The sequence below is a fragment of the Cryobacterium lactosi genome (assembly GCF_004403945.1).
GTDB lineage: Bacteria > Actinomycetota > Actinomycetes > Actinomycetales > Microbacteriaceae > Cryobacterium > Cryobacterium lactosi.
The window spans coordinates 134905-155308 of the sequence record NZ_SOHM01000029.1 but is presented as its reverse complement, the minus strand read 5'-3'; the positions used below and the strand labels follow the sequence as shown (position 1 = coordinate 155308).

The 20404-nt window shown below is 68.5% G+C and carries 23 protein-coding genes; 6 read left to right on the top strand and 17 right to left on the bottom strand.

The window, feature by feature from the left end; genetic code table 11:
• Positions 1 to 18: 18 nt before the first annotated feature.
• The 5 genes from E3T61_RS12405 to E3T61_RS12385 form a co-directional block, all read right to left on the bottom strand.
• Positions 19 to 2322 (bottom strand): putative bifunctional diguanylate cyclase/phosphodiesterase, encoded by a 2304-nt coding sequence (locus E3T61_RS12405; RefSeq protein WP_166793223.1) that lies wholly within the window; start codon positions 2320 to 2322, stop codon positions 19 to 21.
• Between the two features lie 232 nt (positions 2323 to 2554).
• Positions 2555 to 3118, bottom strand: coding sequence for a hypothetical protein (locus tag E3T61_RS12400; RefSeq protein ID WP_134641165.1), 564 nt, complete (start codon positions 3116 to 3118; stop codon positions 2555 to 2557).
• A gap of 2 nt (positions 3119 to 3120) precedes the next feature.
• The gene (locus tag E3T61_RS12395; RefSeq protein ID WP_134641164.1) at positions 3121 to 4104 is read right to left on the bottom strand and encodes a hypothetical protein; all 984 of its coding nucleotides are present in this window, start codon (positions 4102 to 4104) and stop codon (positions 3121 to 3123) included.
• Between the two features lie 3 nt (positions 4105 to 4107).
• Positions 4108 to 4458, bottom strand: a complete 351-nt coding sequence (locus E3T61_RS12390; RefSeq protein ID WP_134641163.1) for a GntR family transcriptional regulator — start codon at positions 4456 to 4458, stop codon at positions 4108 to 4110.
• A gap of 106 nt (positions 4459 to 4564) precedes the next feature.
• Positions 4565 to 4876, bottom strand: coding sequence for a hypothetical protein (locus E3T61_RS12385; protein WP_134641162.1), 312 nt, complete (start codon positions 4874 to 4876; stop codon positions 4565 to 4567).
• A 113-nt stretch (positions 4877 to 4989) separates the two neighbouring features.
• On the opposite strand from E3T61_RS12385, the gene E3T61_RS12380 reads away from it, so the two are divergent.
• Positions 4990 to 5181: a hypothetical protein gene (locus E3T61_RS12380; protein ID WP_134641161.1), complete on the top strand. Its 192-nt coding sequence runs from the start codon at positions 4990 to 4992 to the stop codon at positions 5179 to 5181.
• A 629-nt stretch (positions 5182 to 5810) separates the two neighbouring features.
• Here the strand turns inward: E3T61_RS12380 and E3T61_RS12375 are convergent.
• The 5 genes from E3T61_RS12375 to E3T61_RS12355 all read right to left on the bottom strand — a co-directional run bounded on the left by E3T61_RS12375 (position 5811) and on the right by E3T61_RS12355 (position 10264).
• Positions 5811 to 6620 (bottom strand): ABC transporter ATP-binding protein, encoded by an 810-nt coding sequence (locus tag E3T61_RS12375; protein WP_134641160.1) that lies wholly within the window; start codon positions 6618 to 6620, stop codon positions 5811 to 5813.
• Positions 6617 to 7699: a FecCD family ABC transporter permease gene (locus E3T61_RS12370; RefSeq protein WP_241992541.1), complete on the bottom strand. Its 1083-nt coding sequence runs from the start codon at positions 7697 to 7699 to the stop codon at positions 6617 to 6619. The genes E3T61_RS12375 and E3T61_RS12370 overlap by 4 nt, the downstream gene beginning before the upstream one ends.
• A complete protein-coding gene (locus E3T61_RS12365) occupies positions 7696 to 8745 on the bottom strand; it encodes a FecCD family ABC transporter permease (protein WP_134641159.1) in 1050 nt (349 codons plus the stop codon). Before E3T61_RS12365 ends, E3T61_RS12370 begins: the two co-directional genes overlap by 4 nt.
• Positions 8742 to 9770: an iron-siderophore ABC transporter substrate-binding protein gene (locus E3T61_RS12360; protein ID WP_134641158.1), complete on the bottom strand. Its 1029-nt coding sequence runs from the start codon at positions 9768 to 9770 to the stop codon at positions 8742 to 8744. The genes E3T61_RS12365 and E3T61_RS12360 overlap by 4 nt, the downstream gene beginning before the upstream one ends.
• A gap of 281 nt (positions 9771 to 10051) precedes the next feature.
• Positions 10052 to 10264 carry a hypothetical protein gene (locus E3T61_RS12355; RefSeq protein WP_134641157.1) on the bottom strand — a complete coding sequence of 71 codons (213 nt, stop codon included), beginning with the start codon at positions 10262 to 10264 and terminating at the stop codon, positions 10052 to 10054.
• Here E3T61_RS12355 and E3T61_RS12350 point away from each other — a divergent pair.
• Together E3T61_RS12350 and E3T61_RS21920 are read left to right on the top strand one after the other, a co-directional pair.
• Positions 10263 to 10508 (top strand): hypothetical protein, encoded by a 246-nt coding sequence (locus E3T61_RS12350; protein ID WP_134641156.1) that lies wholly within the window; start codon positions 10263 to 10265, stop codon positions 10506 to 10508. The two genes, E3T61_RS12355 and E3T61_RS12350, sit on opposite strands and share 2 nt — an antisense overlap.
• A 7-nt stretch (positions 10509 to 10515) precedes the next feature.
• A complete protein-coding gene (locus tag E3T61_RS21920) occupies positions 10516 to 10677 on the top strand; it encodes a hypothetical protein (protein WP_166793222.1) in 162 nt (53 codons plus the stop codon).
• A 518-nt stretch (positions 10678 to 11195) separates the two neighbouring features.
• Here the strand turns inward: E3T61_RS21920 and E3T61_RS12345 are convergent.
• From E3T61_RS12345 to E3T61_RS12330, 4 genes are all read right to left on the bottom strand, one after another.
• Positions 11196 to 11981 (bottom strand): hypothetical protein, encoded by a 786-nt coding sequence (locus E3T61_RS12345; RefSeq protein WP_134641155.1) that lies wholly within the window; start codon positions 11979 to 11981, stop codon positions 11196 to 11198.
• Between the two features lie 204 nt (positions 11982 to 12185).
• Entirely contained in the window at positions 12186 to 13421 is a 1236-nt protein-coding gene (locus E3T61_RS12340) for an acyl-CoA dehydrogenase family protein (protein WP_134641154.1), read from the bottom strand.
• A gap of 80 nt (positions 13422 to 13501) precedes the next feature.
• Entirely contained in the window at positions 13502 to 14029 is a 528-nt protein-coding gene (locus tag E3T61_RS12335) for a GrpB family protein (RefSeq protein ID WP_166793221.1), read from the bottom strand.
• Between the two features lie 90 nt (positions 14030 to 14119).
• The gene (locus tag E3T61_RS12330; RefSeq protein ID WP_134641152.1) at positions 14120 to 14854 is read right to left on the bottom strand and encodes an alpha/beta fold hydrolase; all 735 of its coding nucleotides are present in this window, start codon (positions 14852 to 14854) and stop codon (positions 14120 to 14122) included.
• Positions 14855 to 14927: 73 nt separating this feature from the next.
• Between E3T61_RS12330 and E3T61_RS12325 the strand changes: the two genes are divergently transcribed.
• Positions 14928 to 15623: a helix-turn-helix transcriptional regulator gene (locus E3T61_RS12325; protein WP_134641151.1), complete on the top strand. Its 696-nt coding sequence runs from the start codon at positions 14928 to 14930 to the stop codon at positions 15621 to 15623.
• A 26-nt stretch (positions 15624 to 15649) separates the two neighbouring features.
• Here the strand turns inward: E3T61_RS12325 and E3T61_RS12320 are convergent, their stop codons facing one another.
• Positions 15650 to 16099, bottom strand: a complete 450-nt coding sequence (locus tag E3T61_RS12320; RefSeq protein ID WP_134641150.1) for an anthrone oxygenase family protein — start codon at positions 16097 to 16099, stop codon at positions 15650 to 15652.
• 17 nt (positions 16100 to 16116) lie between these two features.
• Here E3T61_RS12320 and E3T61_RS12315 point away from each other — a divergent pair, with 17 nt between their 5' ends.
• Together E3T61_RS12315 and E3T61_RS12310 are read left to right on the top strand one after the other, a co-directional pair.
• Positions 16117 to 17205, top strand: a complete 1089-nt coding sequence (locus E3T61_RS12315) for an AraC family transcriptional regulator (RefSeq protein WP_420898486.1) — start codon at positions 16117 to 16119, stop codon at positions 17203 to 17205.
• Positions 17202 to 17489 carry a DUF1905 domain-containing protein gene (locus E3T61_RS12310; RefSeq protein ID WP_134641148.1) on the top strand — a complete coding sequence of 96 codons (288 nt, stop codon included), beginning with the start codon at positions 17202 to 17204 and terminating at the stop codon, positions 17487 to 17489. Before E3T61_RS12315 ends, E3T61_RS12310 begins: the two co-directional genes overlap by 4 nt.
• On the opposite strand, the gene E3T61_RS12305 is transcribed toward E3T61_RS12310, so the two are convergent.
• Positions 17482 to 18792 carry a D-arabinono-1,4-lactone oxidase gene (locus E3T61_RS12305; protein WP_134641147.1) on the bottom strand — a complete coding sequence of 437 codons (1311 nt, stop codon included), beginning with the start codon at positions 18790 to 18792 and terminating at the stop codon, positions 17482 to 17484. The genes E3T61_RS12310 and E3T61_RS12305 overlap by 8 nt on opposite strands.
• Positions 18789 to 20315 carry an alpha-L-fucosidase gene (locus E3T61_RS12300; protein WP_134641146.1) on the bottom strand — a complete coding sequence of 509 codons (1527 nt, stop codon included), beginning with the start codon at positions 20313 to 20315 and terminating at the stop codon, positions 18789 to 18791. Before E3T61_RS12300 ends, E3T61_RS12305 begins: the two co-directional genes overlap by 4 nt.
• Positions 20316 to 20404: the final 89 nt, after the last annotated feature.

Below are 20404 nucleotides of genomic sequence, written 5' to 3'. Positions count from 1 at the left end.
CGTTTTGTGGTGCTTTTCTCACAGTTCGCGGAGGAGGGGAGCGGCGCGGCGGGCCAGCCAGTCGGCCAGCTCGGCCTGGGGAACCGCCCGGCAGTAGAGGTGCCCCTGCGCCGCATCGGTGCCGATCAGGGCGAGCATCTCCTGCTGGTCCAGCCGCTCCACACCCTCGGCGATGGTGGCGATGCCCAGCTTCGAGCTCATCTGCACGATCGCCTCCACCACGGTGCGATCCACCGGGTTGCTCAGCGCCCCGGTCACAAAACTCGCGTCGAGCTTGACCACCGAGATCGGCAGCGACCGCAACGTCGACAGCGAGGAGTAGCCGGTGCCGAAGTCGTCGATTCCCACCTGCACCCCGTGTGTGACCAGCGTCTTCAACCGCTCCACGGCCGCAAGCGACTCCAGCACCACGGTTTCGGTGAGCTCGAGCACCAGCCGTTTGGCGGGCAGCCCGCTGTCGGCCAGGCACCAGAGCACCGACTCCACAAAGTGATCGCTCTCCAACTCCAGGGCCGAGATGTTCACGTGCACCGTCATCGGCACTCCCGGTCGGGCGGCCGGCCAGGTCACCGCATCCGTGCAGGCGCGCCGCAGCACAAACGCGCCGATGGCCAGGATGGCGCCGCTGGACTCGGCCAGCGGAATGAACTCTTCCGGCAGCAGCAGGCCGCGCTCCGGATGCCGCCACCGCACCAGCGCCTCGGCGCCGGTGCAGTGCAGGTTGGTGAGCGACACGATCGGCTGGTAGTGCACCTCGAGCTGCCCGCCGCCGGCCGCCCGGCCCAGCAGCCGTTCGAACGACACCAGCGTCGACTCGCCCTGCAGCAGCCCCGGCTTGAACAGCTGCACCTGGCCCTTGCCGTTGGCCTTGGCGGCGTACATGGCCACGTCGGCCTGGTGCACGAGTTCGTCGAGGTCGGCGCCGGGCACGGCCGTGGCCACCCCCACGCTGGCGCCCACCCGGCAGGGCCGCCCGCTCACGATGATCGGCGCGGCCAGCGACCCCACCATGCGTTGCGCGATCGCCTCGGCCGCGGCATCCGTGGTGCCCGTGAGCACCACCGCGAATTCGTCGCCGCCGAGCCGGGCCACGATGTCTTGCGGCCGGGTGCAGTGCCGCAGCCGCTCGGCCACCTCGGCGAGCACGGCGTCGCCGGCACGGTGGCCCATCTGGTCGTTGACGTCCTTGAAGTCGTCGAGGTCGAGGAACAACACGTGCAGCGCCTCGGTCGTGTCGGTGCGGGCGAGCTGGGCGCCGAGCTGGGTGGTGAACGAGAGCCGGTTGTCGAGTCCGGTGAGGGCGTCGTACTGCGCCTGCGCCGTGAGCTGCCGGTGTGAGTGGCTGTTGCGCAACGCCAGATTCACCTGGTTGACCAGGCTGCGCACCGACAGGATGGTGCCGTCGGGGATGCGCTTCGGCGCGCCGACAAGCAGCCAGGCGTCCTCTTCCTGCTCGGTGAGCGGCACGCACTCCCAGACCAGGACGGCCCCGGCCGCGTCGTTGAGCCCGCCCGGGTGCAGGATGTGCGCCTCGGCGCCGTTGCTGTGCAGCACGTCGCCGGGCAGGGCGGTGGGCGAGTCGACGAAATCGCCCGTGTGGGCGCCGACCTGCAGCACCTGGCCGTCACGTACGACCTTGAGCACCCGCAGCCCCGGCGTGGACGAGCCGAGCTCGTTCGCGGTGGTCCAGGCGAGGGTGCGGATCTGGGTGGCGTCGGTCATGCCGAGCAGCTTGGCGCCGGTTTCGGTGAGGGCCTTGTCGCGTTCGATGGCCCAGTCGTTGGCCTGCAGCCCGGTGCGCAGTTGCTCCGCGACGACGATGACCAGCAGCATGATCGAGATCGTGGCGGCTTGACGGGCCCAGTCAGGCGCGGTGGGATGCCCGGGTGTCAGCTGCCAGAGAACCGTGAAGATCAGCACCGCAACTGTGTAGAGCGCCCCGCGCGCCGCTGACCGCCACGGCGTGCCGTAGAGGGTGCGCAGCCAGGCTGCCGCGAAGAAGAGCGGGGCCGCCGCCAGAGGCACCGGCCCGGCCAGGGCGAACGCGGTGAGAGCGAGCGCATCGAGCACCTCGAGGGCGAACGGCACCCGCTGCCGCACCAGGCCATAGAGCCACGAGCCGCAGAGTGCCGCCGCTGCTCCGGACGCCAGCAGCAGGTCCAGCCGGCTTGAGGTGACGTTGGGGATGATGCCCGGCAGGCTGAACAGCAACGACAGCAGTGCCAGCCAGGTGAAAAGCCACCGGGTGCCCTCGAGTACGCCCGCGGGCCGGTGCAGCAGCGCGGAACCGACCACGGCCATCCTGCCACCGACTCTGTTCACGGTAGATCGTTCCCCGACTGCGACCATCTCACTGCTTTCCTTTGATCGTGTCGGAGCATCCGCTGGTGGCCGCAACGACACATACGTTGAACGTACCAGTGAGCAGCCTTCACTCCTGACGGATGCGCGTGTCGCGGCTGGGCGCTCGCGGTCACCCGGTGGTGTTGATCGTTTGCAGACATCCGGCCTTTGTTTGCGCAGCGGAGTGGGGATGTTTGCGAACGAGCGTGCGTCAGTAGTCCATGCGAATCCAGTCGGTGATCGGAGCGAACTCGTAGTCGGTCCGAGCCGAGAGCGGCCGATCCGTGACGACCTCCGTGAAAACGGTGACATCGCCGAGGCTGGCGAACTTCCGCACCGCACCCACCGCCAAATCGATCACCATCGTCGACCGGAACGCCGGGTCGTTGACGTGCTCGAAAGTGAGCAGGATCGAATGCCCGCCGATTCGCTGCGCGAGCATCGGGAAGAAGCTCTCCCGCCCGCGACCCCACATCGGCAGCGCCGCGGGGTGCAGGAGCTGAACCTGCTGCGGCATCGACCGGGCAAAGGGCATGGGAATTGGAGGGTCGGGTTCCGCGACCGCGATGCCGTCTCGGAACCACCGTGCGCTGCCGGACTCCGTGACGAGATGCCAGGCCTCGGCGCCGGCATCCAACTCGGCCACGAATTGTGACAGGGATGCAGCGGACTGGCTGACGCCCCGCGCCCACACTGACCGGTGGGTGGTCAGCCGCACGACCTCGGCGAGCACGCTCGGGCTGTCGGCCGGCGTCAGGATCGTGTCGAACTCCACGGTCAGCGTGCCGCGAGGGTGGTGAGCAGCGCGGCGGGCAGCGCGGGGTCGGGCACGGTCACCGCGAACAGGGTGCCGTTCTGCCGCTCCACCACGATGCCGGGGCCGCTCGTGAGCACGATGGCCGAGCGGCCGGGCAGGATGCGGTAGCCCCAGCCGCCCCACTCGCCCGGGCGGATGGTTTCGGCCCGCGCCGACGCGACCTGGTCGAGGGCGATCTGCTTGATCGGCAGCCGCAACAGGCTCGAGACGACCCGCAGCCCGCGCCGATCCACGCTGACCCGCAGTCGCGCGAAGGTGAGGCAGATGCCCGCCGTGAGGAGCAGGGTGAAGACCCCGCCCGCGCCCGCTCCGTTTTCGAGCACGCTGAAGACCGCCAGCGCGACCGCGCCGACGGCCAGGCCGCCCGCTAGCCAGAGGAACATCGGCACTGTCATGGTGGTGAACCAGGCGCCGGACTCGGTCGCGCCCAGCGGCACCGTCGCCGGGTCTGCGGTGGTGGGTTCGCGGTGCTGCGGCCGGCGCGGCGACAGTGCGAAGGGGATCAGTCCGTAGCCCATGGCCAGCGCCGCGAGCAGCGGCCAGGCGCCGGCATCCGGTTCGGCGGAGCCGGTGGCGATCACCAGGCCGGCGGTCACCAACCAGACGCCGGCGGCCAGACCGGCGGCGCAGCCGGCTGCCAGCACCAGGCCGCGCCGGATGTCGGCCGCGGCGTCGGAAACGGCGATGAGCCCGGCGATTGCGCCGAGCAGTGCGATGGCCCCGGTGATTCCGATCATGATCTCGGTCCCGGCGGTCGAGGTGACCTCGGCACCGTTCCATTGCTTGGGCAGCATCGCCGGCAGCCGGTCGTACCAGAGCGTGGCCGTCACCGACACGGCGATGACCGGCAGCCAGAGCGTCGCGGCGGCGAACCGTTCCCGCCCGGTGGCGTGCGGGGCATGCGGGGCGTGCGCGGCCTCGGGGGTGATGGTCTGGTTCGGCATGGCTCAGCCTCTCGTCTGGATCAGGGTGAGGACGTCGGGCAGGGCGACCCCCAGTTTGCGCGCCTCGGCGAGCAGTGCGTCGGCGAGCTCGACGAGGTGCACCGTGCCGGCGCCCGCATCCGCTCGCACCGATGCGCCACGGCCCTGCCGCATCTCGAGGATCCCGTCGTCCCGCAGCTGGGCGTAGGCGCGCAGCACTGTGTGCATGTTGATGTCGAGCGCGCGGGCCAGCTCCCGGGCCGATGGCAGCCGGGTGCCCGGCGCGATCGTGCCGTCGGCAACTCCCGCTCGCACCTGCACGGCGAGCTGCTCGGCAATCGACACCGTCGAGGCCGGATCCACACGAAACAACATGTTTGTAATGTTAGTAGAACAATGCTGCTGTGTCGAGAGGGCGGGCGGATGTTGAGAGGGGCTGCGCCCCCGGCACCCCCGCCGCCCCCGCCGCGGCCGGGCGGCGCTAGGAGGGCACGATGTTGCTGACCGCGACGAGCAGGTTGACGATCACGAAGGGCGCGATCTGCACAATCAGCACCCCGGCGCCGAGGAGGAACCCCAGCAGCGACAGCGTCGTGCCGCGCAGCAAGTCGTCGCGTTTCAGGTCACGCCGGGCGGCCCCGGCGAGCAGGATCGCGATCCCGCCCAGGATCATGTTGAACGGTGCGGGCAGGAACACCGCGAGGAGTCCGGCGGGGAAGGCGAGAACCGCCTTGCCGGAATAGCGGGGCGCGGGGGCCTTCTCCTTCACGACCGGGGTGATCTCGACTGCCATGGTGCTGACGCTACTGCCTCGGGGGTGTTGGGGCCAGCGATGCCGGGCCGGGCCAGTCCACCCCGGTCAGCCCCGGTCGCAAGCGGTGGCACCCCACCTTGTAGATTCAGCACATGGACATCTCCAGCTTCAGCATCTTCTCCGCGGTCTACGTGATCTTCGTTGCCGGGGTGATCGCGCTTCTGGTGCTCCTCTTTCTTGTGCTGCTCGCGGCTCTCCGCGCGCTCAAGACCTACGTGCGGGTGCAGGAGCTGAAGATCGACCTGATGCTGGCCGAGGACGAGGAGCCGCACCAGCTCGACTGATCGTGCCGGTCGGGCCGCAGCGGTCGCCTCGCCGAGCCGCGCCCGCAGGGTGAGTCGGGCCCGGGCGACGGGCCCCGCGGATGCCCGCTTCGCCTTATGCGGGGTAGGCGCCGTTATGCCCCTGGCGCGCCACCCGCCTAACGGCGCCTACCCCGCATACCTCGAAGCGGCCCTGGCGCGTGGCCCGCAAAGCGGCGCCTGACCCGCGTAGCTCGGGCGGGACTCGGCGTGTGGCCCGGGCATCCGCGCGGTGGGCAAGGGAAGCCTGTGTCGCGTTCTGCGGGGTAGGCGCCGCTATGCCCCTGGCGCGCCACCCGCCTAACAGCGCCTACCCCGCATAGCTCGAGTGGATGGCCGTGGTGCGACTCGGAGGGTGGGTCACCGGGTCTCGACAAGCTCGACCAGCGGAGGGGAGCTCGACCAGCGGAGGGGAGCTCGACCAGCGGGATGGGGCCGGGTCTCGACAAGCTCGACCAGCGGAGGGGAGCTCGACCAGCGGGAGGGGGCCGGGTCTCGACAAGCTCGACCAGCGCGACAAGCTCGACCGGCGCGACAAGCTCGACCAGCGCAACAGGCTCGACCAGCGGAGGGGGCCGACCAGCGGGGCGGTGCACCCCCGAGACGAGACCCTAGGCCGGCACGCTCACGTTGTGGCGCCCGATCGGGAGCATCATCGGGCGGCCGGAGGTGGGATCGAGGAGCACCCGGCTCGAGAGCCCGAAGACCGCCTGCACGGTGTCTTCGGTGAGCACCTCGTGCGGGTCGCCGACGGCGTGCACTCGGCCATCCGCCAGGGCGATCAGGTGGTCGGCGTAGCGGGCGGCGAGGTTGAGGTCGTGCAGCACCATCACGATGGTGGTGCCGCGGGAGCGGTTGAGGTCGGTGAGCAGGTCGAGCACCTCCACCTGGTGGCTCACGTCGAGGAACGTCGTCGGCTCGTCGAGCAGCAGCAGGTCGGTCTGCTGGGCCAGGGCCATCGCGATCCAGACCCGTTGCCGCTGCCCGCCGGAGAGCTCGTCCACCGACCGGTCGGCCAGCGAGGCGGTGTCGGTGGCGTCCAGCGCCGCCGCGACGGCCTCGTCATCCTCAGCGCTCCAGCGGGAGAACATCCGCTGGTGCGGGTTGCGGCCGCGGCCAACCAGGTCGGCCACCGTGATGCCCTCGGGCGCGATCGGTGACTGGGGCAGCAGGCCCAGCGTGCGGGCCAGCTCCTTGGCGGGCATCCGGTGCACCTGCTTGCCGTCGAGTAGCACCTGGCCGGACCGCGGCACGAGCAGCCGCGACATCGAGCGCAACAGGGTGGACTTGCCGCAGGCGTTCGCGCCCACGATCGCGGTGATGCGTCCGGCGGGCAGCACCAGGTCGAGGCCATCGATCACGGTTCGGTCGCCGTAGCCGAGGGTGAGGTCCTGCACCGCAAGGGTATGAGTGTGTGTCACAGGGAGCCTCCGGCGCGGTTGGTGCGGATGATGAGGTAGATCAGATACGGCGCGCCCAGCACACCGGTGATGACACCCACCGGCAGCCGGGTGCCGAAGGCGAACTGGCCGAGGAAGTCGCCCACGAGCACCAGCAGCGCGCCTACGAGCGCGGCCGGCACGAGCAGCGACACCCCCGGGCCCACGATGCGGGCGGCGATGGGGCCGGCGAGGAACGCGACGAACGCGATCGGCCCGGCCGCGGCGGTAGCGAACGCGATGAGACCGACGGCGGCGATGATCAGAATCAACCGGGAGCGCTCCACGCGCACCCCCAGAGCGGATGCCGTGTCGTCGCCCAGCTGACTCATCGACAGGTTGCGGGACTGGCCGAGCAGCACCGGCGCGAGCAGCACCAGCGCGACCAGCACCGGCACGGTCTGCGCCCAGGAGACGCCGTTGAGGTTGCCGGTGAGCCAACGGGTGGCCTCCTGCAGGTCCCACATCGCTGCCCGGGAGAGCACGTAGGCGGTGAGGCTGTCGAGCATCGCGGCGATGCCGATGCCGATCAGGATGAGCCGGGTGCCGAGCACGCCGCCCTTGAACGACAGGGTGTAGATCAGCAGCGCCACGCCCAGGCCGGCGCCGATGGCCAGCGCCGACACCGCGGTGCCGCTGATCGACAGGCTCACGATGGCGAACGCGGCCGCGGCGCTGGCGCCGGAGCTGATGCCGATGATGTCGGGGCTGGCCAGGGGATTGCGCAGCATGGTCTGGAAGGTCACGCCGCCAAGGCCGAAGCACAGCCCGGCCAGCACGGCCAGGGTGGCCCGCGGCAGCCGCAGCCGGCCCACGGTGAAGCTGGCGCCGGGCACATCCTGGCCCAGGATGACGCCGATCACCTCGGCCGGGGAGTAGAAGGTCTGGCCAACCAGCAGGCTCACGGCGTAGCCGAGCACGATGAGCGCAGCGAGCACGCCGATCACCCAACGGCGACGGGCGGTGCGGCGCACCCGGCCTCGGGCCACGACCTGCGCGGTCGACAGCGGCGGCGCATCCGGCCCGGTCTGCACGGCGGTCTGAACACTCTCGAGTGTCACAGTTCCCGCACCTTCCGGCGGCGCACAATATAGATGAAGAACGGGGCGCCGATCAGGGCGGTGATGATGCCCACATCGATCTCGCTGGGCCGGGCCACGATGCGGCCGAGCACGTCGGCGCCGGTGAGCAGCGCCGCGCCGAGCACGGCGGAGAACGGCAGCAGCCAGCGGTGGTCCACGCCCACGATCAGGCGGCAGGCGTGTGGAACGACCAGGCCGACGAAGCCGATCGGGCCGGCCACGGCGGTGACGGCGCCGCAGAGCACGACGGCGCCGATCGCCGCGGCGGCGCGGGCGATGGCCACGCGTTCGCCGAGGCCGGCGGCGAGGTCGTCGCCGAGGGCGAGCGAGTTGAGCGACCGGGCCGAGAGCAGGCTCACGATCAGGCCCACCAGGAGGAACGGCGCCACGACCCGGATGCTCTCCAGGGTGACTCCGCCCACGCCGCCGATCTGCCAGGAGCGCACGCCCTCGGCGATGTCGTTGCGGGGGAGCACCACCGCGGTGACGAACGAGGCCAGCGCCGCCGAGGTGGCCGCCCCTGCGAGGGCGAGCTTGAGCGGGGTGGAGCCGCCGCGGCCGAGCGACCCGATCGTGTACACGAACACGGCGGTGGCCCCGGCGCCGGCAATGGCCACCCAGATCATGCCGCTGGCGCTGGTCAGACCGAAGTACGCCATGCCGCACACCACGGCGAGGGATGCGCCCACGTTGACTCCGAGGATGCCCGGGTCGGCCAGCGGGTTGCGGGTGACGCCCTGCATCACCGCGCCGGAGAGGCCCAGGGCCGCGCCGGCGACCACGGCGAGCAGGGTACGCGGAATGCGGGTGGCCACGGCGGCCGGGCCGAAACCGTCGACCGAGCCGCCGAGCGCGGCCATGATCTCGGCCCAGCTCACCTCGCGGGAGCCGATCATCACCGAGGCCAGCATCAGACCGGCCAGCGCCCCGAGGGAGACCAGTAACCACAACGACCGAAGCCGCTTCGGGCGTCGCACGATGGCGACGCTCGAAGCGGCTGGGGTCAGCGTGGTGGAAGTGGTCACTTCGAGTTGGCGGCCGCGGCTGCGAGCAGCTTGGTGTAGTCGCCGAGCACGTAGGAGATCGACAGCGCGGTGGGGTTCGCCGCGGTGCCCATCGGGCCGGAGCCGGAGAGCGCCACGATGGACTTGTTGGCCACCGCGGGGATCTGGGACAGCAGCGGGTCGCCCTCGAGGGTGGCGATCAGTTCGTCGCCGCCGTAGGTGACGATCACGTCGACGTCGTTGAAGGCATCCGCCTGCTCGGCGCTCTGCGTGAGGGAGTACTCCTCGGTGGCCTCGGATGCCTCGACGATGCTCGGCGCGCTGACCATCCCGAGGTCGTCGAAGAACATGGTGCGGGTGTCGTGCGTGGTGTAGAAGCTCACCTGGCTGAGGTCGGCCTCGTCGACGTGGGTGAGGAACATGACCGAGGTGTCGGCCAGTTCCGGGTATCCGGCGGCGGTGTCGGCGATCTCCTGCTCGAGTTCGGCGATGAGGTCGGCGCCCTCGGCGGCCATGCCCATGCCGAGCGCGTTCTGGGTGATGGTGTCTTGCCAGGAGGTGCCCCAGGCGACCTCGGGGTAGGCCACGACCGGAGCGATCTGGCTCAGCGTGTCGTAGTCCTCCTGGGTGAGGCCGGAGTAGCCGGCCAGGATCACGTCGGGGTTGGTGTCGGCCACACCCTCGAAGTCGATGCCGGCGGTCTCGTCGAAGAGCACCGGGGTCTCGGCGCCGAGCTCGTCGAGCTTGTCTTTCACCCAGGGCAGCAGGCCGTCGGTGTCGTCGTCACCCCAGGTGACGCCGGCCATGCCCACCGGCACCACGCCGAGCGCCAGCGGCACTTCCTGGTTTTCCCAGGCGACCGTGGCGATGCGCTCGGGCTTGGTCTCGATCACGGTCTCGCCGAAAGCGTGCTCGATGGTGATCGGGGTGAAGTCGCCGGATGCGGCGGTGTCGGTCTCTGCTGCGGGGGAGGTGGAGCAGGCGGCCAGGCCGAGCGTGAGCGCGGCGGCGGCCGAGACGGCAATGAGAGTGGATGCGCGGGGCATGGTTTTCCTCGTGATCGTGATGCAGGGGGTCAGGGACGGACCGGCGGCCGCTGTGATGCCGCACCCGCGGCCGCGCGCAGGGGTCCAGTCCGGCACGGTCGTAAGGGTTGCCTAACCTTACCAGTGGGCTGTGTCCTGGCCGCAAGTCGGCTCATCCAGGTGCCCGCACCTCGTTGGTCGAGCCTGTCGAGACCCCCTGCCAAACCGACACCCTAGCCCTCTTCCCTGAGCCGGTCCCAGCCAGTCTTGAGAAACCGTTTTATATCGATTTATCAGGATATTCAATCCGCACCACTGATGCGCTCCACCCTCAAATGCCCTAACCTGTTGCGTGTCAACACCAGCCATTTCGGGGGGACCGCAGTGAAGAAACTCACCATGATTTTGTCGTGCGCAAGCATCGCCGCCGCCATGGCCATGGCCAACGGGATGGCCGCAACGGCAGCGCCGATCGCCGCACCGGCACCATCCGTATCGACGAACGGATCGGTCATGACCACCGATGCGATGTGGGACCTGTGTATGGGATTGCCCACCGAGGCAGGCCGAACCGATTGCCTTGCCGACCGGATCGTGGACACCCGAGTCACCGCGGCAGAACTCCGCTGTTACACGGCCGCTGGTGTCGCCGCCGTCGAAACCGGCCCCGGCGCCCTGATCAGCACCAGGGATTCCCGCACCATCGCCGGCGCCGCTGGCGTGCCCGCGGTGTTCACCTGCATCAAGTCATTCGTCTGAGGCCACCATGACAAATAGAGCTTTCTGGTTGGTCGCCGCGCTGCTTACCGCGGCCTTGGCGATCGTCCTGTTCACCAGCGACCTGGACTTCTGGGTCGACGGCATCATCTTCGTCGTCTATGGGGCGTCGATGGGTGTGGCTTACAAGTCTTTGGGCGCCCGGGACTGATCCCCGACGCTGCGGGAGCGAGCCTTAGTACCTCGTGTCCGGCATTCCTGCTGGGTGATGACGGAGAGGTCTTGGCGGAACGTCGCCAACAGTCCGGAGTGAAGCCGCTGGAGCGCATGAGCGCGCTTCAGCCGGTGATGAAATCGACTGCCGCCGAGATCTCCAAGAAGCTCGGCTAGGGCGACCTCTCTGCACAGGTGCCAGAGCAGTGCCTCGGGTTGCTCAGTGCACCCCCTGTGGCTGGATGCGCCAGCTATAGGGGGCGCATCCAGCCACACGAGGTGCAGCGAAGCTGATGGTGCCCTACTTCGGTGCCGCCCCGATCGACCAGATCCGGGTGGGAGGCGTGCCGGTCACGCGTAGTCGCCCACGATGCGCGCCGTGAACGCCCACGGGTTGTGGCTGGCCGCGGTGCAGCGCCTGGCTCGCATAGCTCTGGAATTACCTAGGCACCGAGTGCCGGGCTCTAGGAGAAGAGTGCGACGACGCCGCTTCGCGACGCATCCCATAGACGTAGCTCACGGAGCCGAATCGACAGGTCTCTGCTCGCGGTCCTGGCGGGACTTGACCAGCAGCACCACGCCGAGTCCAAGCCACCAGAGCATTGATAGCGGGATCAGTGCCAACGAGCCAAGCCAGAAAACCTCGGGCACGTCGATGCTTGCGGCCATCAGGATTGGACCAGCGATGACCACCACGAGCCGGAGGCCGGTGACGACTCCCAGGACGCAAATCCAGATCGGCAGGGCGCGGGAACGTGCCCCAGCGATACTGATGCCCACGCTCCAGACACTGAGCGTGAGGAGGCTCGCTTGGGCGAAGCCGTGGATTCCCACCGTCTGAATGGTGAGGTAGGTGGACTCACCCCAGCTGCTATTCATATCGTCGATATAGAGCAACGGCCCCACCGACGTGCGCAAGACCCCGTGCATGAAGAGGAACGCGGCCGACATGATTCCGAGTGCGCTCAGGCTTCGGCGGGTGAGACTGCTTGTGCGTGGGGCCAGCGCATCTGAGACGGCGAAACTCGCCACGACGAATGCGATTGCCATCGCGAAAAGTACGACCCCGGCAAGGGCATAAAACTGCGGGTACTGACGCAGATAGTCGAGGCTCACTGCGGGGTTGTCGGTGTCATCGAACCCGAGAACCGGTGGCAGGAGCTCGAGCGTGAACCAGGTGATGCCGCCGAGCCCGGCAATGACCGCCGCCAGTCCACCGGCGCGCAAGACTGCCCGATTCGTGTTCCCGGCCGCGGCCCCCGCCGACGCGGTCCCGTTGTTCTCTTCGCTGGTTGCACGCATGGTGCACTCCTCCGAGTGGCTCCGCGCCGGCAGTCATGGCGAGCCGATCACGGTGTCGCGATACCGGAATCGTACTCGCACACCAGGCGTCCCGCAGGGTCGCACACGAGTGCCTCGGGTTGCTCAGTGCACCCCTTGTGGCTGGATGCGCCAGCTATAGGGGGCGCATCCAGCCACACGGGGCGCAGCGAAGCGGATGGTGCCCTACTTCGGCGCCGCCCCGATCGACCAGATCCGGGTGGGAGGCGTGCCGTTCACGGCGTAGTCGCCCACGATCCGCGCCTTGAACACCCACGGGTTGTGGCTGGCTGCGGTGCGGGCGTTGCGCCAGTGCCGGTCGAGGTTCTTCGTTGTGGAGACCCCGGATGCGGCCAGGGCGTCGAAGATGTCGCTGGTGGCGCGGGTTGCCAGCGACACCAGCACCACCTGAGCCTGGGCCGTTGCCAGCTCTGCGAGGTCATTGAGCCGTTCCTCCTCCGCCAGATCCCCGAGGAACGCACCCTCGTACGCCCCCTGCAGCGCCCAGGCCGCCTTCTCCACGATCGCCTCGGCGGCGAACGCCTGAGCCGACACCTCACCCACGACCTGCAGAATCTGCGGGTCGGTGGCGAAGGACTGCGTGTTGCCGTGCGAGAAGATGCGGGTGCGTGCCTTCACCTCGGCAGCGATCTCCTGTTCGGCAGCCTTGACCGTGCCGGCCAGCACCGCCAGCAGCACCGCCTGGTAGAACGCGGTCTGGTACTTGAACCGGGTGTCGAAATCGATCACGTCCGCTTCGGCCACGACGGCATCCACGAAGGTACTGGTGCCGCTGCCGGTGGTGCGCTGGCCGAAACCGTCCCAGTCGTCGCTGTGCGTGACCCCGGTCTGGTGGGCGTTGACGACGGCGATCACGTTCTTGCCGGTATCACCCACCTGGGCGAACGTGTCGATCCAATCCGCGAAGATGCTGCCGGTGGAGTAGTACTTGGTGCCGTTCACGACCAGCTCGCCGGGCGCGCCGTTCGGCGCCGGACGCACCCGGGTGATGACGTCGCCCACGGTGACGCTGCCCACCTCGGTCCAGGAGTTGCCCACGATCTCGCCCCGCACGAACCGGGCCAGCCACACGTCGCGCTGATCGCCGGATGCCACGAGGCGGTCTTCGACAAAGGCGAAATGGCCGCGCAGCACCTGCGCGATGTTCGAATCCGCCGCGGCCAGCTCTGTCAGCAGCCGGAACAACTGCGGCAGGCTGGCGCCCAGCCCACCATCGGCGACGGGCACCCGCAGGGCCCCGAAACCGGCCGCCGTGAGCTCGGTGATCTGCTCGTGCGGCAGCTGATGGTCCTGCTCGCGCGCGGATGCGCCGGCGGCGATCCGAGCGAAGATGGGCCGGAATCGCGCGGCCAGGCTGGCGTAATCGACGGTGGGCACTAGGGAGGAAGCGAGGGTGGTCATGCACAGGACACTAGGTCAGGGGCTCCTCTCCTCGCACGGAGATGACGGTTCGTGTCTGGCGGTGCCCGCCGTTTCCCGGCTCATTTCTCCCAGGCGTCAACCAACGGCAGGCCGCGGGAGGCTCGTTCCTCGTTGAGTAGCTCCTGAATGAGTTGGAGCTTGGTGGCTGTGTAGGCCATGCCGCTCATCCCGGATGCCGCCAGACTGACCTTCAGTTCTCCGTACCGCCGACGAGCGGTCGCATCATGTTGAAGCTTGTCTCGAAAGACTCTCTGGTGACTGGTCGGCCAGGCGGTTGCGGTGAACACGTGCAGAATCTCCGTCCGACCGGTGCTGTCTCCCCGGGTGTAGACCGCATGGGTTTTCGGTCCCGATCGGTGCAGCCGGTAGCCGAGACCCTCGATGAACGGTTCAAGCGAGAAAGGGTCAACTCCCGCAGGTGTCCGGGCGGCGAGATCGATCACCGGCTTGGCGGCGAGTCCCGGGATGGCGGTGCTCCCGACGTGCTCGATCGCCGTGATTCGAAAGGTCAGAGCACGCTCGAGCAGCTCAGCTTGCTGCCGGAAACGCTTCGGCCACTCGGGGCTGTACGGTTCGACGGTGATCACAATCCCACCCTAGTCAAGGGCGCCGGGGCCCCCAGAGCGGGGCCTCGGGCATCCGCTCTGCCCAGAACCGCGGCTGACCGCACACGGTGTTCAGTCGGTTCGAGAAGCCGCCGACTGAATAGCCTGTGCGAGGTCGCCGGGACGGCTCCACATCGGCCAATGGCCGGTCGGGAGATCCATGACGTCGAGGTGCTCGAGGTTCGCGACTTCGGCGAACATGGGATGGCCGGCTCGGGCCAGCTCCAGCATCTGCGCGCTCGGGAGCGAGCAGCAAATCAGGGTGGTCGGCACCGTGCGCCGCGCGTCGTTCGTGAGCTCGACGCTCTGACGAAGCACGGGGCCGGGCTCCGGCACCGCCCGGGCCCGGAAACGCTCGAGGACCTCTGCGCTCAGGCCTTCGAGGCTCGCCTGCTGGCCGAGGACGTCGAAGGGCGGCAGCGGAAGCTCCTGCACCCCCTCCGGGAGGTCGGGGGCGTAGATGCTTCCCGGTGCCACTGGACCGGAGTCGACCCACACCACCCGATGGACAAGCTCGGGGTGCCGGTCGAGCACGAGGCTGACGGGGGCGTTTGCGCCGCTGTGAGCGACGATGATCGCGGGCTGATCCTCGGACTCCCTGAGCCGGGTGATGACGTCCAGGATCGCCGAGGCCTGATCGTCGAGAGTCTTCGCCGCACGCTCGGGGTCGTCCCCGTCGAGACCGGGCAGCGTCATCGCGATCGCCGGAGAGGGGTTCAGGTGGTCAAGGACTTCATCCCACGCCCAAGCACCGAGCCAGTGGCCGGCGATGAGAACGAGGGGGGAACTGCTCGGTGTAGTTGTCATGTCACTACTCTCGTAGGCGCTACGGGCAGGTGTGTGTCACTATTTATGTCATGAATTTGCTGCGGGTAGAACGGTGAAGCGAACAGAGCGACTCCACGCGTTGTCCGAGATGCTACGCCGCAACGGATCGCGCGGCTGCTCCGCCGAACGGCTGGCGCGAGAGTTCGAAGTGTCGGTGCGCACGGTCAAGCGAGACCTCGCTGCCCTCGAGAGCAGCGGTGCGCCGCTCTGGTCGCGCCCCGGTCCGGGCGGCGGTTACGGGATGGCCGTGGGCGCGTCGCTGCCGCCGGTCAGCCTGTCCCCGGCGCAGGCCGTGGCGCTGATGGCAGCCGTGTCTGCTGCGTCCGATGCCCCCTACGCCGATCTGGCCGCAGCCGGCGTGCAGAAAATCCTGGACGTCCTCGATCCCCGAACTCGAGCTCGGGCAGACGCGTTGGCCCGCCGGGTCTGGGTCAACACGCCGCCCTCCTCGTCACGAGCAATCAGGTCGGCATTGGAGGAGGCGATGGCCGAGCAGCGAGTCCTCCGTCTTCGCTACACAGCGAGAGACGGGACCACGACCACGCGTGACGTCGAACCCGTGCTCTTCGCCTCCACGAACGGCCAGTGGTACCTGGTTGGGTGGTGCCGGCTGCGCGATGCCATGCGGTGGTTCATCGTGTCGAGCATCGAGCGGGCCGGCGTCACCAAGATGGCCTGCGGCGACCACACCATCCAGGAGGTCGGTGAACCCCCGGCGAACGCCAGACCGGTGTACGAGCGGGGCTGAGCGACGAGGGAGCGCCTGGGGGCGCCTCAGCTGTCGACCCAATGCGCGACGGCGACGATCACAGCGATCACGGCGCAGCAGGCGCGCACGGTGTTCGCCGCGGTCCAGCGGCGGCTGTACTCCGCCCAGAAGGGAGCACCGTGCCGCTCGAGCCGCCGGTTGAGCGGAACGTTCACGGCCACGGTCACGACGGTGCTCGCCAGTGACGCCCCCGCTATGGCGAGTTCAACACCGGCACCGCGGGGCACGGCCGCAACCGCCAGACCGATGGCGGCCAGTGCTGCGGATGCGAAGATCAGGATGAACGGTCCACGTTCGGCCCTCCGATTGATCTGAACCATCGTTGCGGTGGCCCTTGGATCGCCGAGTCGATTCAGTGCGGGCATGACCATGGTCGAGAACGCCGCGTACACGCCGCTGAGCAGCCCCGCCCCCACGACGGCAACAATCTGGATCACGACGATGAGAGTAGTCATGACCTCAGTACACCCGCATGAAGCTGGACGCGGAATGGGTCAGACTACGTATTCCCTTTGTCAGCGTCTATTCTTGTGCAATGGATCCGTTGACACATTTCCTGGACGGCCCGCGTGCAACGGGTGCTTTCGCTCTCTCCATGCAGATGAGTTCCCCATGGGCCATCCGTGTGCGTGACAACGCGGCCCTCACCGTGCTCGCTGTGACGCGAGGGCAGGCTCGGGTCGACGGAGTGCTGCTTGCGGCCGGTGACGTCGCCCTGATTCGCGGGCCCGAGCCGTATGCCGTGACCGACGCCGCTGCCAGCCCGCCCTCGATCGAGATCGGCCCCGGTCAGGTCTGCACCACCCTGGATGGCCGTGACCTGCGGGATGAGCTGCGGCACGGCATCCGGCGATGGGGCAACACGGCGAACGGTGAGACCTCGCTTCTTGTCGGCACCTACGAACGAACCGACGCGGCCGGCGGACTCGTCTCCCGGGCCCTGCCTCGAGTCGCCATCGTGCCGCACGACCGTGCCGACGGCTCTCTCGTGGGTCTGCTCGAACGCGAGATCGAGAACGATGATCCGGCGGCCCAGGTAGTCGTGGACCGGCTTCTCGACGTGCTTGTGGTCAGTACGATCCGGAGCTGGGTCAACGACCCCGACCGCGCCGGGAAGGTAACCTGGCTCACCTGCGCCGACCCACTGGTGGCACGGGCTCTCGAGTACCTGCATGCGGAGCCCGCAGCACCGTGGACCGTGGAGACCCTCGCTCGCCAGGTGAACACCTCCCGTGCCTCGCTGGCCGCCCGGTTTCGAACCGGTGTCGGCGAACCGCCCATGACCTACCTCACCCGCTGGCGCCTCATCCTCGCCGGCGACCTGCTGCATTCCCCCGAGTACACGGTTTCGGAAGTCGCTCGCAGCGTCGGGTACACGAATGCGTACGCCTTCAGCACCGCCTTCAAGCGCCAGGTCGGGGCGACCCCGTCGGAGTTCCGGCAACGCCGACCGGTGCTCTCGCACCCGGACGCGGCGCCCAACCTGAGCCTTGCCGAACATGCCGGGCGTCCACCAGAGTGGAACCGCAGGCACCCGTCGACCGAGGAGCATCCTTCATGAGCACAGCACCGGGACCGATCGATCTCGAGTTCACCGCACCCATCGGGATCGAGATCAAGGGCGACACCTGGTCGTGCGTGGAGGTGCCCGGCTCGGTGGAGTTCTTCGGCACCGGCAAGGCCATCAAGGTGGTCTCCACCGTGGATGCCCAACCGCTCACCGTCGCCCTCATGCCCACCGGATCGGGCGGGCACATGCTCTCGATCAGCGCCAAGTTGCGCAAGAAACTCGGCAAGGAGATCGGGGACGAGGTCACCGTGCGCCTGACCGAGCGACTCAGCTGAGCCGCCGAACGGCCCCCAGCGCGCGGGCACGCAGCTCGTCGATCAGGGTGTTGCCGAATTTTCCCGTCGGATCCCACGCGGTCACGAGGGCGCCCCACTCGGCGAGCCGTGGATAGAGCGGCGCGAGATCGGCGGGGGAGACGTGATGGTGCTTTCCCCAGTGCGGGCGGGCGCCCAGCGGCAGCAGGATCGCCTCGATGTCGGGCAGCACGGCATCCACGGCGTCGGGTTCGTTGCGCCAGGTGAAATGCACACCCACCGAGTCGCGGCCGTAGGCGGGGGAGAGCCAGAGGTCGTCGCCGGCCATGGTGCGGATCTCCGACACGGCCAGGGGCCCGTCGAGGCGCTCGCCGATGCCGCGGAGCGCGGTCAGCGCCTCGACGATGCGCTCGCGCGGCACCAGGTACTCGCTCTGAATCTCGTCACCGAGGCTCGGGGTGGCATCGAGACGAAAGTGGTAGAGCCTCTCCGACCACGGGCCCACGACGCCGCCGAAGGGCGTCATGTTCGACGACTCTGTGTCGAAGAGAGACACGGGTGCGGCAGCGGCGCCGAGATGCGCGGCATCCACCTCGGCGGGTTCTCCGTTGACAACGCGGGTTTTCAGCCACAGCTGGTCGACGCTCGACGCCGCCCAGTGGGTCATGAGGCTGACGCTGTACGCCGCCCCCATCACCGCGTCGAAGTCGCTCAGCACCGTTTCCCAGGGCAGATCGACGAAGGCATCCTGACGGATGTCGAACGTGGGCTGGATGTCGAGGCTCACCCGGGTGATGACTCCGAAAGCACCCAGTCCCACCACCATGCCGTCAAAGCCAGGGTCGCCGCGGCGCACCGTGCGCAGCTCCCCGTGGGCGGTGACGAGCTGCAGGGCCGCCACGGCGCTGGAGAGATTGCGGTGCACGTCTCCCGATCCGTGCGTTCCCGTGGAGATCGCGCCGGCGACCGAGATGTGCGGCAGGGAGCCGGTGTTGTGCAGCGCGTAGCCGTGGCGCTGCAGAAACTCGGCGGCCACTCCGTAGGGTGTGGCCGCGTCGACCATGACGGTCATGGCCACCGGGTCGATGACGGGCTCACCGACCAGGGCGCCCAGGTGCACGAGAGCGCCCGTCGTATCGGGCAGTGAATTGAAGGAGTGCCGCGTGCCGAGGCCACGTATCCGTTCAGTCGAGGCCACAAGCTGCTGCAGCTCGGCGATGCTGGTGGGCTCCACGAGCCGCAACGCCCGGTAGTCGTAGGTTCCCGACCAGTTGCGCCCTGCGGGGGAGGAGTGCTGCCGGGCGGCGCCGCTTGTCGTGCTCACTGGTGCAGGAAATCTGTGCGGGCCTGCACGGCCTCGGGCTCCAGGACAAGCTTGACCACCGCGGCGCCGGTGGCGTGCACGATGAGTTCGCCGGCGGTCTGTTCCCACTCGGCCGGTGCGCTCTGGCCGAGCACCGTGACCTTCGTGATCCGGCGGCTGAGCAGCCCGGCACCCCGGCCGAACGAGCGGATGCGCAGCACTCCATCTGCCGGCGCGGCCAGCGGAATCGCGTAGACAGAGTCCCCGGTGACATGCGCGCTCGCCGTGAACCTGAAGTCGGCGCCGGTGAACTCGGCCGCATCGCCGTCCACGAAAGATCCGACGGCCACCTCGGTGGGGCCTTCCCCGGCGATCACCCACGGCCTGGTGCCGTAAATCGCCTCCCCGTTCCGCGCGAGCCAGGCGCCGATCGAGCGCAGGAGGGTCTGCTCGGCCTCGGGGATGGTGCCGTCGGGCTTGGGGCCGATGTTGAGCAGCAGCACGCCGTTCTTCGACACGACATCCGCCAGCTCGGCGATGAGGTCGTCGACGGTCTTGTATTCGTGGTTGCGCACCCACGACCACGCCGACTTGGAGACTGAGGTGTCGTTCTGCCACACCTCCGGGCGGATATCGCCCATAGTGCCCCGCTCGATGTCGTACACGGCGGAACCGGGAGCGAAGGCATCCCACTTGTAATTGATCACGACCTCGCGGCCCCAGGAGGCGGCCCGGTTGTAGTAATACGCGGCCAGCTGGGCCAGGTAGGGCTTGAAGGCGGGCTGCTCGATCCACCAGTCGAACCACAACACCTGCGGGCGGTACCGGTCGATGATCTCCACGGTGCGGAGGAGCCAGTCCTCGAGAAAACGCTCGTTGGGCGCGGTCTCCTCACGCTGGGCGGGCCCGTAGAAGTCCTGGAACTCCGGGTGGAGCACGTCCGAGTCGAACTTGGTGCCGCCGTTCATGAAGAACCAGTGCTCGGCGCGATGCGACGACGCCCCCCGCACCATCCAGGCCCGGTCGGTGGCCGCGGAGAGCTCGCCGAACACGTCCCGTTTCGGGCCCATCTGCGCGGCGCTCCACCGGGACCGGTGCGTGTCGTACATGGCGAAACCGTCATGATGCTCGGCGACGGGAACCACGAACTGGGCACCGGCCTGCCGGAACAGTTCGGCCCACGCGTCGGGGTCGAAGTCGTCCATGGTGAACGCGGGGATGAAGTCCTTGTAGCCGAAGTCGCGGTGCGGGCCGTACACCTCCGCGTGGTGGGCGAATTCCTCGGTGCCCTCGCGATACATGTTGCGGGAGTACCACTCGTTGTTGAAGGCAGGCACCGAGTAGACACCCCAGTGGATGAAGATGCCGAACTTGGCGTCTTCGTACCACCGTGGCGGTCGATAGCCGCGCAACGAATCCCAGTCATCGGCGAAGGGGCCCGCGTCGATCACCGCGCGAACGCCGGCCAGAGCTGCGCTGTTGTCCGACACATCAATCGGATCGGGAAGCGTCGACGGATCGAGCGGACGCGGTGCATCGGTCATGGGAGTTTGCTTTCTCAAGAGAAGAACGAAACGATACTGATTTGCCGTGCTGGCGATGCTAGCTTCAACCCCATTGGAGTGTCAATGCT